We start from the raw sequence: 18,411 nt of genomic DNA on the forward strand, positions 1-18,411 counted from the left end.
TCCTATTCCATTATGATATGTTTGACGCCGCCTTCCCTGGCGGCCTGCATCAGCCGTTCCATTTCCGCTTTGGAAAACGGCTTGGCATTTGTCAGCGAATACTCCAGATTTTCATACAACGCGTACTTGCTTGGCGCCAGCGGATTGTAGTTGAGCAACTCGTACCGGACTTCCGGGTCGATGGCGCTAATGAATCGCGCGATGGCCCGCACGTTTTCGACCGTCCCCGTGATTCCGGGAATGAGCGGCGTCCGAATCACGACCTGGCTTCGCTTTTCGCTTCGCAACAAAGTCTCGATATTTTTTTTGATCACCGCGTTGCTGACGCCCGTCGCCTTTTGGTGGGCCTCGTCATCCAGCAGCTTCAAGTCGCAAAAGATCCTGTCCAGGAGCGGCAGCGCCCGCTCCACGACTTCCGGACTCGTATAAAAGCTCGACTCGATCGCGGTGTGGATGCCCGCCTGCCGGCACGCCTTCAACATTTCCAGGACGAACGGCGCCTGGAAAAACGGCTCGCCGCCTGAAAACGTCACCCCGCCGCCATGCCGGAAAAATACCGCGTCCTTTTGGATTTGCGCCATCAACGCGTCGACATCGTACCAGTTCGAATCGTACACGATGGCTGACGACGGGCAAACGTCGACCGCTTCATCCACACCGGTCTTCAAAAACCGCGGCCGCTTTCCATCGTGTTCGACGCCCGGACACGCGGCGCACCGTTGGCAGCCAATGCATTTGGATGCCAGAAAAACCGGATGGCGGCAGGCGTCGAGTCCTTCCGGATTTTGACACCATTGGCAACGCAGCGGGCACCCTTTCAAAAAAACCGTCGTGCGCAGCCCGTCGCCATCGTGGACGGCGAACCGCTTAATGTCGAACACAAGTCCTTTAGATGTCGGCATAGCTTGTTCTCTCGATGATCTCGTCTTGCAGCTTTCCGGCCAGCTCCACAAAGTACGCCGTGTACCCCGCCACGCGGATCGTCAGCGACTGGTGCCGTTCGGGGTGCGCTTTGGCATCCAGCAAGTCGGCCCGGTTGACGACGTTGAATTGAATGTGCGGAATTTCCAAATCGACAAACGCCCGCAGGAAGTTTTCAAACTTGTTTCTTCCTGTCTGGGTTTGGAAAAACGACGGCAAAAACTTCATATTGAGCAGACCGCCGTTGGTCGTGCACGAATCCTGCATTTTCGATACCGATTTGAGCACGGCGGTCGGCCCGGACAAGTCGCGGCCGTATACCGGCGACATGCCTCCATCGGCGAGTGGCGTTTTCGCGTTGCGGCCGTCGGGGCTGGCTCCCACGTTTTCGCCCATCGGCACGTGGGCGGATACGGTATACATGCCCGTATGGTACGGCCCGCCGCGGTAGTTTGTGTATTGTTTCATCTTTTCGCGGAAATAGGCCGCCCATTTCGCGCCGTGGGCGTCGACCCAGTCCACGTCGTTGCCGTATTTTGGCACTTTGTTTTGGAGCATCGTCTGCATGACGCGGTCGTTTTTGAAATCGGTGCGCAGCGCCTCGAGCAAATCAACCGCTTCAATGCGACGCTCGTCGTATACGAGCTTTTGGAGCGCGGCAAGCGAATCCGCCAGATTGGCGATTTGAATCATCTGGATGCCGGACAAGTTGTACTTGGCACCGCCGCGCGTCACGTCTTTTCCAACTTCCAGGCAATCGTCGATCACGCTCGATAAAAACGCGGTCGGCAAACAATCCTGATGCGCCTGCTCCACGACTTCCTCGGCCTTCATCATTTCGTCAATAAAATAGTCGACTTGCGTCTGAAACGCCTGTTCCAGCTCGGCAAACGAGCCATACGTGTCCAGACCGCCAAGATCCAGCCCGATTTTCTCACCCGTCAGCAAACACACGCCATGATTGAGCGTCAGCTCCAGCGCCTTGTTCAAGTTGAACATCGCCGCGTCCGACCATCCGAGATTGTTGCCGTGCGTCGTCAGCTCGACGCAGCCGACAATCGCGTAGTCGCGGGCGTCCTCGATGGCGATGCCTAAGTCGTCGTGCATCGTCTGGATGATGGCCTCGTCGTTGAAAAACTGCGGCATGCCCGATCCTTTGGCCACGACTTGAATGGCCGCCTGCATCAGCTCGGAGGAAGTGTGTTTATGAAGCCGGACGCTCAGGTTTGGCTGCGGCAGTCCAAGATCGTATTGCGCCTGCAAGCAAAGCAGGGACACCTCGTTGTACGTGTCCTTTCCTTGCGCGTCCACGCCGCCAAGCGCGATATTGAACCCGATCGGGAACCCGGCAAAATACTTTGCCGAATTTTGATTGCGCAAATAGACGATTTGATTGAATTTCAGCCACAAGCACTCCAGCAGGACGAGCGCCCGATCCTTGTCGATTCGTCCCTGGGCCACGTCCCGTTCGTAAAACGGATACAAATACTGATCCATGCGCCCGGGCGAGAACGAGGAAGCGTTGGATTCCATGTGAAGAATCACGAACAAAAACCAAATCGACTGCACGGCCTCGTGGAACGTGCGCGCCCCGCGCTCGCTCAGGTTTTTGCAAATCGCCGCGACTTCGGTCAATTCCTGTTCCCGGTCCATCGACAAGATCAAATCGTGGTAGCGGTTCATGAAATGGATCGCGCCTTCCATAACGAGGACGACGCATTCGTAAAACTCGCGTTCGTCTTCGGCGCACGTTTCCAGCTTTTGGAGCGCCTCGGCTTTCAGGCCGGCCGGTCCTTTTTCGAGCCAGCGTTTCACATCCGGGCAAATGTGGCCCTGGGCGTGGTCTTTCTGGTTGATTTTCACGACTTTAGCGATCGCGTCAATGTGCTGTCCATCGCGCTGGCGAATGACATCCTCCATGCTTTTGCCTTTCCAGTACGGATAAATCGTTTCCCGAAACTCCTTGATTTCCTCTTCTTTCACAAGAAAGCGGTCCTGGGGCCGGGTGGGCAGCGTTTCAAATTCCCGGTCGATCCAGGAGCAGCCCGATTCGGGAAACACGACGCCGTAGCGGACGCCTTTTGTCCGGTTTCCTACGATAAGCTCTTCGGGTTCGACGCCGATTTCCAGCTCTTCGAGCGCGGCCTTTAAGGAAAGGGCCCGTTTTTTCGGAACGGAAAGTTCCTCGTTTTCCTGATAAATTCGCGTAATGATGCGCGCCTGTTCGATGGACGCGAAACGGGGCGCGGAAAGCATTTTTTCTTTCAAGACTTCGATGCGGGAATCGAGTGGATGGTTTTCTGGCATAGGCGGCCTCCTTTGTTTGTACTTTTATTATATCCTATTTATTATTGATTTCAAGATAGTTTTTATTGTTTTTTATTGTTTCGTGTCAAAGAAAAGTCCATTCTCTCGGAATGGACGGTTTTCCTTTCTTTATTTTTGCTCGGCGAACATTTGCGTCGACAAATAGCGTTCGCCCGTGTCAGGAAGCAGCACGACAATCATCTTGCCTTTGTTTTCCGGGCGCTTCGCCAGCTCGATGGCGGCCTGGGCGGCCGCGCCGGAGGAAATGCCGACAAGCAGCCCTTCCTTTTGGGCGAGCCGGCGTCCGGTGTCGAACGCCTGTTCGTCGCTGACCGTGATGACTTCATCGTACACGGATGTGTCGAGCGTCTTTGGAACGAATCCGGCCGCGATGCCCTGGATCTTATGCGGGCCAGCGTAGCCTTTGGACAGCAGCGGGGAGCCTTCCGGTTCGACCGCGACGATTTTCACATTTGGATTTTGCTCCTTTAAATACTTTCCGGTGCCGCTCAGCGTGCCGCCGGTGCCGACGCCGGCGACGAAAATGTCCACGTGTCCATCCGTGTCGTTCCAGATTTCCGGCCCGGTCGTTTCATAGTGCTTTTGCGGGTTGGCCATATTGGCGAACTGGCTTGGAATAAACGATCCCGGAATTTCCTTGGCGAGCTGTTCCGCTTTCGCGATGGCGCCTTTCATGCCTTCGGCCCCTGGCGTGAGTACGACTTGCGCGCCATACGCTTTAATGAGGTTGCGCCGCTCCACGCTCATGGTGTCCGGCATCGTCAAAATCAGATGGTACCCGCGCTGGGCGCATACGAGCGCCAAACCGATCCCGGTATTGCCGGAAGTTGGTTCGATGATGGTCGCACCGGGTTTGAGCAAGCCTTCTTTTTCGGCCGTTTCCACCATGTTGAGCGCGATGCGGTCTTTCGCGCTGCCTGCCGGGTTGAACGCCTCGACTTTGGCGACGACCCGCGCCCCCAGGTTTTCCTCTTTTTCGATTTTTGAGAGCTCGACAAGCGGCGTACCGCCAACCAGCTCTAAAATGTTTTGATGAATCGTCATTTCGGTTCCTTCCTCTCTTTCTACAGTTTGTTCAGCAAGTCTTGAATGTCCCCGTGCACAAATTGTTCGTGTTCCGGGTATTTTTCCAAAACGTCATCGTATCTGGCGATTTCATACGGCTTCTTTCCCGCGAGCAAATCTTCCAGCACCTCGATTTTGACGTCCAGATCGTTGTCGCTGTCCACGTCAAAGTACTCCTTGATGAAATAATCGTTGACTTGATCGAACAACGTCTTGATTTTTTTCTTCTTCTCTTCTTTGTTCATGGTTTCAGTATACAAAATCAACACAGGGATGGAAAGAAATTTACTTGCCGCGTTCGATATTGAAATGAAAGCATGAGGTGCTATAATGAAACTAGCTTTTAACACAAAGTATCGAAAGTAGGCGAAACAATGAATCAATGGATCGAAACCCGCAATTTGTTTTACGACAAAAACACGTGGACGAAAACCGAACTCGCGCGTGAAAGCGCCCTTTCGCTGGCGGGACTGACCAAGCATTTGGCCAAACTGCTCGAACATGGCGATATCATCTGTCCGGGCGTGGCCGGTTCCACGGGCGGACGCCCTTCCAAGCGTTACGTTTTAAATCCCGATCGAAGCCACATTCTTTGCGTCATGCTCCAAAAGCAGGCACTGGAATGCCTCTCTTACCGGATTTTGGCGCTGGATGGAAACGTCGTGGAGGAAGAGCGCGTCGAAAGCGGGCAAATCACGCTGGATTTCCTGCTGGAATGCATCGGGCGGGCGTGTTTGCGCGATCCGCTCGTCGATTTGGTCGTCTTGAGTTTTCCGGGTGTTTGCTCGCATGGCGTTTTGGAGGTTGGCGACTTGAAACAGCTTTTGGGCGTCGACTTGAAGGCTGCGATCGAGGCGCGGTTTTCTGTCGAATGCCGGATTGAAAACGATGTCAACTGCGCTTGTATCGGGTATGCAAGAGCGCGGCGCTGTGCCAATGTGGCGTTTCTTTTCCTGCCGGAAAACGCGCCGGTTGGATGCGGTCTTGTTTTAAACGGGCGGCTTTACAACGGGCATCGGCACTTCGCGGGCGAATTGCGCTATTTGCCTTTCGAGCCGCGCTCGATCGACCGGTTCGTTGAAACGCTGGCTTGCGTGGTCGCGCCGGCCGTCATCGCGATTTTCGATGAAACAGGCGTCCGGGCGGCGATCCATTGGCGAACCGTCCCGCTTTCCTACCGGCCTTGTTTGGATTGGGTGCCGGACATGGCACCGTTTGTTTGGGACGGGCTGTTCACGATCGCGATCGACGCTTTGAAAAAAAGAACGATGGAAAGAAAGGAAGACTTATGAAGACAGACTACCATTTGCATACCGCGTACAGCGACGATTCGATTTACCCGCTGGAAGATCTTGTGAAAGACGCCATCCAGCTTGGTCTAAAGGAGATTTGCGTAACCGACCACGTCGACTATGGCGTAAAGTACGACCGGGACGATCCAAATCGTCCTAAGGATGCCGTTTTGAATGTCGACTATCCGGCGTATTTTGACGAGCTGGAGAAACTGCAACAAGTGTACGGATCCCAGATTACGATCAAAAAAGGGCTGGAGTTTGGCGTCCAGCTCCATACGGTGGACGCGTTCGAGCGCTTGTTCGAAACGTATCCGCTTGATTTCGTCTTATTGTCGATCCATCAAATCGACGACTTGGAGTTTTGGACGCAGGACTTTCAAAAAGGGCGTTCGCAAAAAGAGTACAACGAGCATTATTATTCGTATTTGTACGACGTGATGTCCCGGTTTTCCCATTACAGCGTGTTGTCCCATCTCGATTTGATCGTGCGCTACGACAAGCAGGGGCGCTACCCGTTCGAGCAAGTGAAGCCGCTGCTTGAGAAAATTTTAAAAAAGGTGATCGCGGATGGCAAAGGCATCGAGGTGAACACATCCTCGTTCCAGTATGGTTTGGACGACTTGATGCCGTCGCGGGATATTTTGCGTTTGTACCATGACCTGGGCGGCACGATTATCACGATTGGCAGCGACGCGCACACGAAACAATACGTGGGCAACCAGATCGAGGACGTCAAACAAGAGCTCAAGTCGATGGGCTTCACCCATTTTCACACGTTCGAGGCGATGAAGCCAATCGCCCACGAATTGTAAACGAGAAGAAAGAAAAAGGAGAATGAATATGAAAATTGAACACACGGCCATTTACTTTCAAGACCTGGAAGGCGCGAAACAGTTTTTTGAAACGTACTTCAACGCCACGGCCAACGACCTCTACCACAACGAGAAAACGGGCTTTCGTTCCTACTTTTTAAGCTTTGACGAAGGCGCCCGGCTGGAAATCATGAACAAGGAGGTCCTGGACGATTTGCCTAAGCCGCTCAACCGCACGGGTCTGGCGCATGTGACGTTCGCGCTTGGTTCCAAAGAAGCGGTGGACGAGCTGACGGACAGGCTAAAAAACGACGGCTACGAGATCATCAGCGGGCCGCGCACGACGGGCGACGGCTACTATGAGAGCTGCGTCCTCGGTTTCGAGAACAATCAAATCGAGATCACAGTGTGAATGGAAAATTTCCGGTTACTCAAAGTCCGCAATCGCGGGCTTTTTCTTTTTTCTCCTAAATTAAATGTATAATTAGGAGAAACAATAAGGACTTGGGAGAAAAAAAGGAGAAACTATGCGAGATTTTGATTATAGCGATTTAAAAAATAAAACCTGGGATCATGAGATCTTATCTTATGTCGCGAAAATCCATGAATACAAAGGAAGACAGGCGTTATTCCTTCAACAGGAACCTGTAGAACTCCAACGCCTCATTGAAGTGGCGATGATTCAAAGTACAGAAAGTTCCAACCGAATCGAAGGCATTGTCACGACTCGTTCCCGTTTACTGCAACTCGTCGAAAACAAAACAACGCCTAGAAATCACGATGAAAAAGAAATTTTGGGCTATCGAAATGTTTTGAACATCATTCATTCCAGCTATGAATATATCCCGCTTCGTTCCAATTATATTTTGCAGCTGCATCGCGACTTACTTCAATATACCCCGTTTTCTTATGGGGGAAAATACAAAACCGCGCCCAACGAGATTGAACAAATTTGTGACAATTACCAGAAGGCGCTGGATCTTGAAATTGTCGATCCTCTCATTTTGATTCCCTGTGTCATTTTCGACTTTTTGTGTGTCCATCCATTTCATGATGGAAACGGTCGAATGAGCCATCTGTTGACGTTATTATTGCTTTATCGGAACGGATATATGGTCGGGAAGTATATTAGTATCGAAAAGGAAATCGCGGATACGAAAGAGGCGTATTATCAAGCTTTAGAGCAAGCGGATGCAGGATGGCACGAAGGGGCGAATGATCCTACCCCTTTCATTAAATATATGTTAGGCATTCTTCTAAAGTGCTATCGCGAATTTGAAGAAAGACTGACAATCAGTGAGAAAAGCGGTAAACGAAGCACCGTCTATGATATTGTCAAAAATTATGCTATAAGTACTTTGGGAACCTTTACAAAAAAAGACGTGGTGGAAAATTGCCCAAGTGTAGCTCGTTCTTCTATCGAAGCCGCGCTAAAGAAATTAGTCGACGATGGCACGCTTCATCGCAAAGGAAAAGGACGCTCCTCTCATTACATTCGCTCAGATTCGACAAAATAAACCTATAAGTCCGCAAATGCGGGCTTTTTTCATGATTGCCTAAAAGTTTTTGCACTCAATCGCAAAAACTCGTAAAAAAAAGAAGTTTTTGCACCAAAACGCAAAAACTTCTAAAAACGGATCCTTCAAATGTTACTCAATACGTGTCGAACGTCCCGTATACACGCTCATGGTGCAAGGCGCGTCCAAACAGGAACAAACCGGCGCCAAGCCACAACGCGTTGACCAATACATAAGCCCAAGGGAGCCATGCCGCGACCGGCATGCCCACATACAAAGACCGGACAATTTCGATGCCGTCGGCAAATGGAATCGCGTGCTGGACGGAAAAGTAGATGGGTGTGGACACGTTTCCTAAAAACAGCAGCACGGCTTGCAAAATGAGGGTAATGGAGTTGGTGCCCTTTTCTTTCAAGCTCACGCAGCCAACGAGCAATCCGATGCCAAACATGCCGAGAATGGCGGGAACGCTCAACAAACAAGCCAGCAGTACGAAGCCGATCTCCTTCATTGAAATCGAGGAGAGGAAGTAAAACACGACGACGAGCGCGACGACGATGACGAGGTTCAACAGCAAATTGGCGGCCATGCGCACCAGGACGAGCAGCGGCACCGGATAGCCGCTTTGGACTTCGAGTTCCAAAATGCCGGAGCGGGCGTCGTTGGAAATCATCGAGGAACAAAAGCCGAGCGCGAGCGTGCCAAACTGCCAAAACAGGAAGCCGAGAAAATAGAGCACTTTCGCGGTTTGCTCGCTAACGCCGTAAAAATCCTGCAATCCATAGGACGACTGGAAGTAAAACATCAACACGAACGTCGCGGTGATGACGACAAGATCGCTGACGATGCCGATCTTGTATCCCCACCGGGTTTTGAGCGCGAACCGGATTTCCTGAGCCACGAGTTCAAACACATGAGACTTCATAACGAATTTCCTCCTTTGATCGTATGGTAGGCGGCTTGCAGTGCGTCGAGCGTGGCGTTGGGCATCGTTTTCAGTTCCGCTTTGTCGTTGCCAAACAAAAACAAGTGGGTGTCGGTAATTTGATGGATAAAGCCAAGATCATGGCTGGACACGAACAAGCTGCACGCCGCTTTTTCCTTCATATGCCCTATCGTTTCAATGAGGCGGCTGCGCGATTCCTCATCCAGTCCGTTGGTTGGCTCGTCCAAAATCAATACCGGATAGCCGCTGGCAAAACAGGACAGCACTTTCGTCATCTTCTTTTGGCCGGTTGACATTTGCTCGACTCGCTTGTTTAAAAACGTCGTGGAATCCAGACACGAAGCGAAACTTTCCAGCCGGGTAAGCACTTGCGCCTTGTCGACACCTTTGAGCACGCCATAGCGCACGATATTTTCAATGCCGGTGAGCTTGTACGACAAGTAGCGGTCGTCGCTGGAGCAATACGCCACGTTTTGGCGCGCCCACGCGTCGTAGTCCTTTCCGTTTCCTTCCGTCGTTGCGATCGTTCCGCTGGTCGGCAGCAAAATGCCCGAAAGCAGCTTCATGATCGTCGTCTTGCCAATGCCGTTGGGCCCTAAAAACGAGACGATGCCACCCTGAACGGGAAAGCGCAAATCCAGATGGTCGAGCACGATGTCCTTGTCGTATTTTTTCCCGACCCGATTGAATACAATATCCATAGTTTTCTCCTGTTTCCTTTTTATTCTTCCTCAACACAATAACACATTTATTTACGGAAATCCATTTTTTTTGCGGCTAATTTATTTCATCAGAAGCCAGTCGACCAAATTCAAAGACTGGATTCCGTCATACGAAGCGTGTAAGATTCCTCGTTTTAGAAGAGCGAACACCTTATTTCCAGAGCCAGAGCTACTTCATAGCAACTGTTTCCGATAAGCGCTTATATCGAAGATCAATGAATCCACATAGCATACACCACAAAAAAGAAAAAGTTTTTGCAGTAAAATGCAAAAACCTTTAAAAACAAGAAATTTATGCAGTAAAACGCAAAAACTTTTCGTTCTTCATGGATTCCTTATTTTCATGCCGCGCAAAAACGGGTGTTTCGCTCACGCATCGACTTTTCCGTGTTCTTTTGGATCTCCACCACCTTTCCACGCTCCATTTGAATGATTTCATCGTACAAGCCGATGTTTTCTTTTACTGGTTTGTGGCAAACATGGATCAAAGTCATGTCGGGATCTTCAAGGAAGACGCGCTCGATTTTTTTCGTCGTTTGCGCGTCGAGAGCGGAAAACGCCTCGTCCAAAAAAATCCAGGATTTGTGCTGGTAGAGCACGCGTGCCAAATGGATTCTTTGCGTTTCCCCGCCACTTAGCGTCTCGTTGTCCTGTCGCATCACATGTTGGGGATCCATTTGGTTTAAATTCACTTGGGAAAGCGCGGATTGGATCTCTTCCTGCACCACCTCTTTATCGAGCGCGATATTCTTTTCAATCGTCCACGGAAAGAGGGCGCCTTTTTGCGCGACAAAGCTGGCGTCGTCAAAATAGTCCACATGGTTGTGTCCATTGACCCGAACCGCATCGGTTTCATAAACGCCTCTGAGCGTTTTGAGCAAGGTCGTCTTGCCACAACCCGAAGAACCGGTAATCAAATACTTTTTCCCCCGTTCAAATACAAGGTGGATATTTTGAAGCAGGACTTTATCGTTTTCTTTCAATTCATCCAGATTGATTTCAATTTGATCAATGGCCGGCACAACGGTTTTTTCATGATGTGGTTCTTCCGCATTTCGGTAAAAGGAGCGAACGATTGGCTCGGACGCGTTCATTCGGTTTTTCAAGGTGGCGAAATCAATAATCGGCGACGTGATCATGTTGCTGGCCTGGGAAATGGCCATCAAAATGCCAATGCTGACATTCGTATACCGGGCGGTCAATCCGCAAATAAAATAAACGCCAAAAAACATGATGAGCCCGACTTCCAAATTGACCGACCCTAAAAGATCGACCATCAGATTCGATTGGTAATCACAATCAACCCAGTTTTTTGACGCAAGATCGAGTTGTTTTTGTTCCAGTTTTTCCAGCCTGTATTCCTTGATCACAGGAAAGTTTTGGTAAAACTGCTGTAGAGCGGAAATCCAGTTCCGTTTGGAAGCCATGATTTGTTCCTGCTTTTGAGAAAGTTTTCCTTTAAACGACTGGTTCCAAACAATCATCAAAGCCGAGCAGACATATAAAAAAATCAAAAACCACACATTCAAGAGACCAATGTAAATCGTGGCAAACACAAAATTGACGATACAGCTCACGACCGTCAGCAACGATTGAATATACTGGTTGTTGATGACTTCCACTTCGCTCGTCAATTTGTTCATGATCTCGTTCATGTCATGCTTGGAAAACGCGTACTCGTTTTCCACCATATATTGACCAACCCCTTTGCGCAAAAAGAAACGCTGGATCTCTCGCTTCAGTCGATTGAACGCGAAGTCTTTGGAAACGGACAAGGCGAATTGAAGAATCAAAAAACCGATAAAGACCATGATCCATTTCCACTCCAAAATCGTCGCGAGATTCTCGGTCAAAACTCCCAGGACAGACGCTTTGACCAGTTCAACCCCGGCCGAAAAGGCAATCACAAGAAACACGACGAAGAACGGTTTCTTAAAATCTTTTACTATTTTCTTCCACATTTTTTTCTCCTTAAAAGAAATAAACTCCTATCTCCATAATAACCCTCGCCCTCGTTTTTCAATATAGAGTATATTTTCGAAAATATAAGGGGTTGATTTCAAAAAATAAATTGTATTAAGCCCATATTTCATTTATTGTACAAGTATGAAAAATACATTTTATCAGCATTACATAAAATGGCTTCGGGATTTTTTCTATATCGGCCAGTCCGAAATTGCCGATACCCTTTACATGTCCGTCAGCGCGTACTCCAAAATGGAACAAGGGAAAAAAACGATTCAGGACGAGGACTTTGAAGCCATCATTCATTTTTATGAAGGGAGAAAAGAAAGTTACTCGTTTTGTTTTGACGAGGAAAAGGAAGAGAAAGCGAATGCGCTCATTCGCCAATGTATCGTCTCGTTTGTGTATCGCAGCCAAAAAGAAATGCTTCCTGAATTGGAAAACTACCTTTCCGATCCCACCAACCTGCATTCCCTTGCCTTTTTCGAAACGAAACTTTTAGAAATGATTTATGAATACTTTGCCGACCTTCCATTTCAAGAACGACTGCCGTTTCTTTTGGAACATATGGATTTGTTCAATACGACGGCGCAGTCGATGATTTATGACCTATACGGACTCAGCAAGCTTCGAACGTACGATGAAACGGCGATCGAATGCTTTCAAACCGCCAAATCATTGAGCGTGCTTTTAAATATCCCCGGTTGGTTAGGATTGATTGATTACCATTTGATTATTACTTATTTGCGATTTATGCAACCAGAAAAATCATTTCCATTTTTCGAGGAATGTGGAAAAGATTTACAAAATTCTGGTTCTCATCGTCGTATTTTAGATTTACATTTAAATCAGGCCCAATGCTATATGAAACTAGGACTAAGAGAAGAAGCGGACAGTTTATTTCAGACTATGCTTCAAACCTACAATCAGGTAGAGGAGGAGGACTTTTTAAAATCTATTTATGGAAATTATTCCTGGAATCAGCTCATTCAAAAGAATTACTCTTTCGCGATCGACCTCGTGAATAAAGCTCTCGCGTACAATTCCAAATTTCCTGACCTCTACATCACCCTGGCCTACAGCAACTACCAGCTCGGACAGCCCGAAGACGCGCTGGACGCCATTGCCGCGTTTCGCCGTCAAAACCGAAAAGATCCCCGTTCCAAAATGGTGCTCAAGTTTCTGGAAGTGCTTGAAAACTTTTTGCTTGGACGAAAGAAAACGTTTGAGCGCCTAGCCAGTCAGCTGCTTCTCCAGTTGGAAAAATGGAGGGATCTGGAAGTGGATCTCTTTGTGTATCAAATGCTCATTGACCATTATACCGGGATGGAGGACGAGCATTCCCTGTGCGTCATTCAAGCGAAGCTCATTGACTTTTTGATGCGTTGACCATGCCTCGTTCCATTCGAGGTTTTTTTGTTTTCTTTCCACTCAAAAAGATCCCCGCTGGACGACGGAGATCTTTTACAAGGATTCAGGTTTTATACGATTCACATACGAAAATCGGTTTTATTATTATCATTATTTTTGCTTGTTTTTTGAACGGCTGCGTTTTGTCCGCGGTGCCCAGTGTTTCCAAAAACTGGTTTGGGATAACAGGTTTTCGGGAACTGAATAAGCTGCTATGTGGTGATGTGTATTTCATTGTGTGGCGGACACCCGGTCTTTTCGCTTTCGTTCAAGTGGAAGCCGGCATTTGCCAGGCGGACGTTGGGGATAACGAACGCCTGAAAACAACGGCCCCGGTGGTTTTAAAAGGAGAGTTATGCGTTATTCGATTTTGTTTAAGGCTGCGCGATTTTATGAGGATTTAAAATGTTTTTCGAATCGAACACGCGCTTGATGCCATTCATCAGTTCGATGTTGTCGGTTGCCAGGCTTTCCTGCAAGTACGGCTTCTTCGCGAATCCGATACCATGCTCGCCCGACACTTGTCCTTTGAGCTCTCTTGCTTTTTTATAAACAAGCTCCATCGCGTTTTTCACTCTGGCTTCCCATTCCTCGTCGCTCAAATCGTCTTTGAGCATGTAGGCATGGAGGTTGCCGTCGCCCGCGTGACCAAAGCTCTTGATCCGCAAGCCGGCCTCTTTTTGGAGGTCGTGCAAATATTCGACCATCTCGTTGACGCAGTTGCGCGGAACGACCATGTCGACCTCGTCCATGTACGTTGTCGAGCCTTTGATCGCTTCCAGGAACGCGCCTCTCGCCTTCCAGATACTTTCCTCGCGCTCTTCCGTATCGGAAATGAGCACATCCAAAGCGCCCTGCTCCAGGCAAAGCTTCGCCACGTTGGCGTATGCCGCCTCAATTTCCTCTACCGAGTTGCCGTCGAATTTCAACAGCAAGTACGCGTCGGACTGTTTGTCCGGGAACGCTTTGCCCAAATATTCCTCGGCGTCCTCGATGACTTCGCGCTGCATGAACTCGATCGCCGTTGGAATCGTCTTCGATTTGATAATGAGCGGAACCGTGCCAATCGCCGCTTCCAGCGACGGGAACGGAATGAGCAGGCTGATCGCTTTTTTCGGCAGCGGCAGCAGCTTCAAAATGGCTTTCGTCACCAAACCAAGCGTTCCTTCCGAGCCAATGATCAAGTCTTTCAAATCATAGCCGGACGAGTTCTTTACGACTTTACCGCCAAACTCGACAACGTCGCCATTAGGCAATACGACTTCCAGACCGCGAACAAAGTCGCGCGTCACGCCGTATTTGACCGCTCGCATGCCACCGGCGTTGGTGGAAATGTTGCCGCCAATCGTCGCCGATTTTTCCCCTGGATCTGGAGGATAAAACAAATCGTGCTCTTCCACGAACGCCGCCAGCTCCATCAGGAGAACGCCCGGCTCCACCGTCAGCGTCAAATTGTCCTCGTCAAGCTCCAAAATGTGATTCATCAAGCTCAAGTCCAAAACGATGCCATGCTCCATCGGCACACACGAGCCAACAAGCCCCGTTCCCGCGCCGCGCGGCGTCACCGGAATCGCGTGTTCCCACGCGTATTTCATCACGTTCGAAACATCGTTCGTGCTCGTCGCCTTGATCACGACATCCGGCCACGACTCGGTGCCGCCCAGCTCGTCATGGCTGTAGTCTTCCGAAATGGCGTCGCCAAACAACACCCGCTGGTCGTCGCCAATGAGTTTTCTTAAATTTTCCACATCGGTTTCTTCGATGGAATGGTATACGTATTCAGGCATGACAAGCTCCTTTCTGCGATTCGATCTTCGCAATCAAATCCGGTACGACTTCATACAAGTCGCCCACCAGACAATAGTTCGCGGTTTTAAAAATCGGCGCTTCCGGATCGGTGTTGATCGCGATGATCTGATCCGAATGATCCATGCCGGCCGTAAACTGGACCGCGCCCGACACGCCGCACGTGATAATCAGCTTCGGTCGAACCGTCCGGCCGGACAAGCCGATTTGTTTTTTGGCCGGCATCAAACCCGCCTCGACTAGCGGTCTGGTACAAGCCACCTGGCCATGAAGCAAGCCGGCCAGCTCCTGAAGCATCGCCAAATCCTGCTGGCTCTTCACGCCACGACCCGCCACGACAAGGACATCCGCGTTTTCAATGGATTCCTCGGCTGGCTTTTTCACGATGTCCAGCACCTCGACATGGCTGGACAGTTTTTCTTTCGCGATGCAGCGCTCGACGATTTCGCCGCTTTCCTCGTCCTGACGGCAAGGCGCGGTCATGATCTTGTAGCGAACCGTCGCCATTTGCGGCCGATGGTTCGGCGTTTTGATATGCGCCATGATGTTGCCGCCAAACGCCGGCCGGATCTGGTTCAAGTCGGTGTTCTCGTCCATTTCCAAAATCGTGCAGTCCGCGGTCAGCCCGGTATGCATGCGCGCCGCCACCCGCGGAGCGAGCTGGCGTCCGACTGTCGTCGCGCCAACCAAAATCGACGAAGGCTTCTCCGCCAAAATATAATCTTCAAACACGTTGGTGTACGGTTCGATTTCAAAACGCGCCAGTTCCGGCTCGTCGTACACGAACACCTGGTCGGCGCCATAGTGAAGCAGCTCGCGCGCCTCCTCGACGATATGGCTGCCAATAAAGATCGCCTGCACCGGCTGATGGATCTTGTCCGCCATTTCGCGCGCCTTGCCAAGCAGCTCGTACGTCACCGGATGGATCTTTCCATCGACGTGGTCGACATACACGGCGATGCCTTTCCACTCGTCTTTGTCGACGCTAGGCTGCACAGTGTCTTCGACAAACTCGACCGCGCCCTTTGGACCTTTGCGCACGCAAAGCTTGCACATCTTGCAGGCCGCGTTGATTTCCAAGCCGTCCGGCGTCATCTGCATCGCGCCAAACGGACAAATGTCGACAAGCACCTGAGGATCTTCAATGTGCTCTGGATGCAATACTAATTTCGGCATACTGTTTCCTCCCTCAAATAAATTTCAACTCGACGATCTTGTCGTACATCTTATCCGCCAAAACCTCGCTCGTTCCGTTCCACACTTCTTTTTCATGGTTGACATCGGGCGGGAAAATCCGCTGCACTTGCGTCGGCGATCCGTTCAAGCCATAATGCGACGCGTCGGTATCGCGCATGTCTTTGAGCGAAAGAACCGTGATCGGACGATCTTTTGTCGCCATCTTCCGCACATACGAAGGCAGACGCGGCATGAAAATGTCTTTGTCTACCGACAACAAGCAAGGCAGGGAAACTTTGGCGATTTCCACTTCCTCCGGCAAATCCATTGAAACGGTAATCGAATCCTCGCTCAAATCGTGAATCTCGCACACGTTATTCACGCTTGGAACGCCAAGCCATTCCGCGATTTCGGCGCCAACCTGCGCCGTGTCGCCATCAATCGTCTGCTTGCCGCACAAAATCAAGTCGTACTCGCCGCTTGAGCGAATGCCTTGCGCCAGCGTGTAGCTTGTCGCCAGCACATCCGCTCCGCCAAACGCGCGATCCGAAATGAGCGTTCCCGCGTCGGCGCCCATCGCGAACGCTTCGCGAATGACTTCGCCCGCTTGCGGAGGCCCCATGGAAATGACGTCAACTTCGCCGCCTATGTGCTCACGCAGCCGAAACGCGGTTTCCAACGCGTACAAATCGTAAGGGTTCATCTTGGACGCGGCGCCGTCCCGCTTGATGACACCCGTGACAGGGTCGACTTCGACCTTGTTGCTTTCAGGAACTTGTTTGATACATACTAGAATTTTCATATACTACTCCTTTTATTCCGGTGATGATCGTTCAAAAGATGATGTTAGCGCTTACATCGACGTTCTAAAGAAAGAGCCTCGCGGCTCGGGCTTTCGTTTAATTGGTACTACCAATTTACAGCTATAGAATATCCCTTGCCTCCAAAAGAAGCAAGGGATATTCACGATTTTTTGTAAGCGGTTACTAACTTCAGGCGCGGTATTTCTCGATATACCCGAAATGGTCCCGAAGACCATGCATGCTCAGCTGAATGTCCTCGTTAAGAATGCCATACACCATTTCGTGATGCGCGACTTCCAGCATGTTGTTGCTTTCAAGCCCCCGAATGATTCGCTGCCGCATCGACTTGATATACTCGTCCATAAAACTCGTAAACGCGTTGTAGTTGGCAATCAAAAAATCGTTGTGACTCGCCTGCACGATGCGGGCGTGGATTTGCTGGTCCCATTGAATGCGCTCCGCCTCGCTGGTCGCGCTCTCCAGCCCCGCCAGACTTTCGAGAAGTCCTTTTTTTTCTTCCGCCGTGGCCCGGATCACCGCGTAACGCAGCGCCGCCTCCTCGATGATCCATCGAAACTCCGTCACTTGCGTCTCGTCGATTCCTTTCAAAAAATACATAAACGAAAGCACTTCGGTCATCTTCTGGTCGAAGTTCAGCGAAATATAGTTTCCCGATCCTTGCTGCGACGAAATGATTCCAATATTTTGAAGCACCCGCAGCCCTTCCCGAACCGAATTGCGGCTGACGTCCAGCTCTTTGGCCAGCGTCCGCTCGGTCGGCAGCTTGCTGCCCGGAACCAGCGTTCCATCCATCACCTGATTTTTGATGGATTCCACGACTTTCTCGTATGTCTTTTCCATTTCAGCCATTTTTCATTCCCCCATTGACTTCAAATGATTACTTGATTCCCAAATACTGCTCCAGGGCCAGTCCCGACTGTTGAATGGCCGGCGCCTGTTCGCCAATATAGCGCACATGCCAAGGCTCCGCGATATAGCCGGTCACCTCTTCTTTCCCTTCCTGATATCGAACGATAAATCCATACTCGCCAGCATGATCCAGAAGCCATCCGGCTTCCGTTTCGCCTTCCAGCAGCTGGCCGCTGCCATGCTTCAAATCAAACGCCAGCCCGGTCTGATGTTCCGAAAAACCCGGACGCGCCGAAAACGTATCCGCCTCCTGCTGGCCGTACGCCGCCACGTACCCCGCGTACAAATCCGCCTGCGTCTGGTACGAGCGAAAGCCGCTGTACTCCCCGGACACGTCCAGCCCGGCGCTTTGCATGTCGCCAATCATATCCATGAGCGCCGCCAGCGCCTCGGGATCCTCGCCTGGCGCGTAGTCGGCCGCGACGCCATAGTCTTTGTTGACGAGCACGATTCCGTTGATTCGCGTGACGTTGCCATCCGTTTCCACAACCGGCTCGTCCGCTTCTCTTTCTTCCTTCTTTTCTTCGTTGTCCGGCCGGGTCGACTGCTCGACAACCGCCGTTCTTTCCTCCTGGGGTGCCGGCACGACTTCGGCCTCGTTGGCCGCGCAGCCCGTCAGCGCTCCCAAAAACAAGCACCACCTCATCCATTCTCTTCTTTTCATACTGTTCATTGTACGCTGAAACGAAAAAGAAAAAAAGTGCCGAACCGCGTT

General features: G+C 50.6%; 17 protein-coding genes. 5 read left to right on the forward strand and 12 right to left on the reverse strand.

Features of this window, described 5'->3' with window-relative positions; all coding sequences use genetic code 11:
• Positions 1 to 2: 2 nt before the first annotated feature.
• The 4 genes from ABNS49_RS04185 to ABNS49_RS04200 all read right to left on the reverse strand — a co-directional run bounded on the left by ABNS49_RS04185 (position 3) and on the right by ABNS49_RS04200 (position 4,559).
• Positions 3 to 902, reverse strand: a complete 900-nt coding sequence (locus tag ABNS49_RS04185) for a glycyl-radical enzyme activating protein (RefSeq protein WP_135979721.1) — start codon at positions 900 to 902, stop codon at positions 3 to 5.
• Positions 889 to 3,228, reverse strand: a complete 2,340-nt coding sequence (locus ABNS49_RS04190) for a formate C-acetyltransferase/glycerol dehydratase family glycyl radical enzyme (protein WP_135979722.1) — start codon at positions 3,226 to 3,228, stop codon at positions 889 to 891. Before ABNS49_RS04190 ends, ABNS49_RS04185 begins: the two co-directional genes overlap by 14 nt.
• Positions 3,229 to 3,357: 129 nt before the next feature.
• Positions 3,358 to 4,293 carry a cysteine synthase A gene (gene cysK / locus ABNS49_RS04195; protein ID WP_135979723.1) on the reverse strand — a complete coding sequence of 312 codons (936 nt, stop codon included), beginning with the start codon at positions 4,291 to 4,293 and terminating at the stop codon, positions 3,358 to 3,360.
• Between the two features lie 20 nt (positions 4,294 to 4,313).
• Positions 4,314 to 4,559 (reverse strand): hypothetical protein, encoded by a 246-nt coding sequence (locus ABNS49_RS04200; RefSeq protein WP_135979724.1) that lies wholly within the window; start codon positions 4,557 to 4,559, stop codon positions 4,314 to 4,316.
• 129 nt (positions 4,560 to 4,688) lie between these two features.
• Between ABNS49_RS04200 and ABNS49_RS04205 the strand changes: the two genes are divergently transcribed.
• From ABNS49_RS04205 to ABNS49_RS04220, 4 genes are all read left to right on the forward strand, one after another.
• The gene (locus ABNS49_RS04205; RefSeq protein WP_135979725.1) at positions 4,689 to 5,606 is read left to right on the forward strand and encodes an ROK family protein; all 918 of its coding nucleotides are present in this window, start codon (positions 4,689 to 4,691) and stop codon (positions 5,604 to 5,606) included.
• A complete protein-coding gene (locus ABNS49_RS04210) occupies positions 5,603 to 6,421 on the forward strand; it encodes a histidinol-phosphatase HisJ family protein (RefSeq protein ID WP_135979726.1) in 819 nt (272 codons plus the stop codon). Before ABNS49_RS04205 ends, ABNS49_RS04210 begins: the two co-directional genes overlap by 4 nt.
• A gap of 28 nt (positions 6,422 to 6,449) precedes the next feature.
• Entirely contained in the window at positions 6,450 to 6,833 is a 384-nt protein-coding gene (locus ABNS49_RS04215) for a VOC family protein (protein ID WP_135979727.1), read from the forward strand.
• 115 nt (positions 6,834 to 6,948) lie between these two features.
• Positions 6,949 to 7,938: a Fic family protein gene (locus ABNS49_RS04220; RefSeq protein WP_288341895.1), complete on the forward strand. Its 990-nt coding sequence runs from the start codon at positions 6,949 to 6,951 to the stop codon at positions 7,936 to 7,938.
• 136 nt (positions 7,939 to 8,074) lie between these two features.
• Here ABNS49_RS04220 and ABNS49_RS04225 read toward each other — a convergent pair whose 3' ends face one another.
• From ABNS49_RS04225 to ABNS49_RS04235, 3 genes are all read right to left on the reverse strand, one after another.
• Complete coding sequence (locus tag ABNS49_RS04225) at positions 8,075 to 8,863, reverse strand: ABC transporter permease (RefSeq protein WP_135979729.1); 789 nt, start codon at positions 8,861 to 8,863, stop codon at positions 8,075 to 8,077.
• The gene (locus ABNS49_RS04230) at positions 8,860 to 9,585 is read right to left on the reverse strand and encodes an ABC transporter ATP-binding protein (RefSeq protein ID WP_135979730.1); all 726 of its coding nucleotides are present in this window, start codon (positions 9,583 to 9,585) and stop codon (positions 8,860 to 8,862) included. Before ABNS49_RS04230 ends, ABNS49_RS04225 begins: the two co-directional genes overlap by 4 nt.
• A 362-nt stretch (positions 9,586 to 9,947) precedes the next feature.
• Positions 9,948 to 11,567: an ABC transporter ATP-binding protein gene (locus tag ABNS49_RS04235; RefSeq protein ID WP_135979731.1), complete on the reverse strand. Its 1,620-nt coding sequence runs from the start codon at positions 11,565 to 11,567 to the stop codon at positions 9,948 to 9,950.
• A gap of 145 nt (positions 11,568 to 11,712) precedes the next feature.
• Between ABNS49_RS04235 and ABNS49_RS04240 the strand changes: the two genes are divergently transcribed.
• Positions 11,713 to 12,960 (forward strand): tetratricopeptide repeat protein, encoded by a 1,248-nt coding sequence (locus ABNS49_RS04240; RefSeq protein ID WP_135979732.1) that lies wholly within the window; start codon positions 11,713 to 11,715, stop codon positions 12,958 to 12,960.
• Positions 12,961 to 13,355: 395 nt separating this feature from the next.
• On the opposite strand, the gene ABNS49_RS04245 is transcribed toward ABNS49_RS04240, so the two are convergent.
• From ABNS49_RS04245 to ABNS49_RS04265, 5 genes are all read right to left on the reverse strand, one after another.
• Entirely contained in the window at positions 13,356 to 14,768 is a 1,413-nt protein-coding gene (locus ABNS49_RS04245) for an FAD-binding oxidoreductase (protein ID WP_135979733.1), read from the reverse strand.
• Positions 14,761 to 15,963, reverse strand: a complete 1,203-nt coding sequence (locus ABNS49_RS04250; protein WP_135979734.1) for an electron transfer flavoprotein subunit alpha — start codon at positions 15,961 to 15,963, stop codon at positions 14,761 to 14,763. Before ABNS49_RS04250 ends, ABNS49_RS04245 begins: the two co-directional genes overlap by 8 nt.
• A gap of 13 nt (positions 15,964 to 15,976) precedes the next feature.
• A complete protein-coding gene (locus tag ABNS49_RS04255) occupies positions 15,977 to 16,765 on the reverse strand; it encodes an electron transfer flavoprotein subunit beta/FixA family protein (protein WP_135979735.1) in 789 nt (262 codons plus the stop codon).
• A gap of 190 nt (positions 16,766 to 16,955) precedes the next feature.
• Positions 16,956 to 17,636, reverse strand: coding sequence for a GntR family transcriptional regulator (locus ABNS49_RS04260; protein ID WP_135979736.1), 681 nt, complete (start codon positions 17,634 to 17,636; stop codon positions 16,956 to 16,958).
• A 28-nt stretch (positions 17,637 to 17,664) separates the two neighbouring features.
• Positions 17,665 to 18,360, reverse strand: coding sequence for a M15 family metallopeptidase (locus tag ABNS49_RS04265; protein ID WP_277820773.1), 696 nt, complete (start codon positions 18,358 to 18,360; stop codon positions 17,665 to 17,667).
• Positions 18,361 to 18,411: the final 51 nt, after the last annotated feature.

This window comes from uncultured Dubosiella sp., assembly GCF_964018005.1.
GTDB classification, from domain to species: Bacteria; Bacillota_I; Bacilli_A; order Erysipelotrichales; family Erysipelotrichaceae; genus Dubosiella; species Dubosiella muris.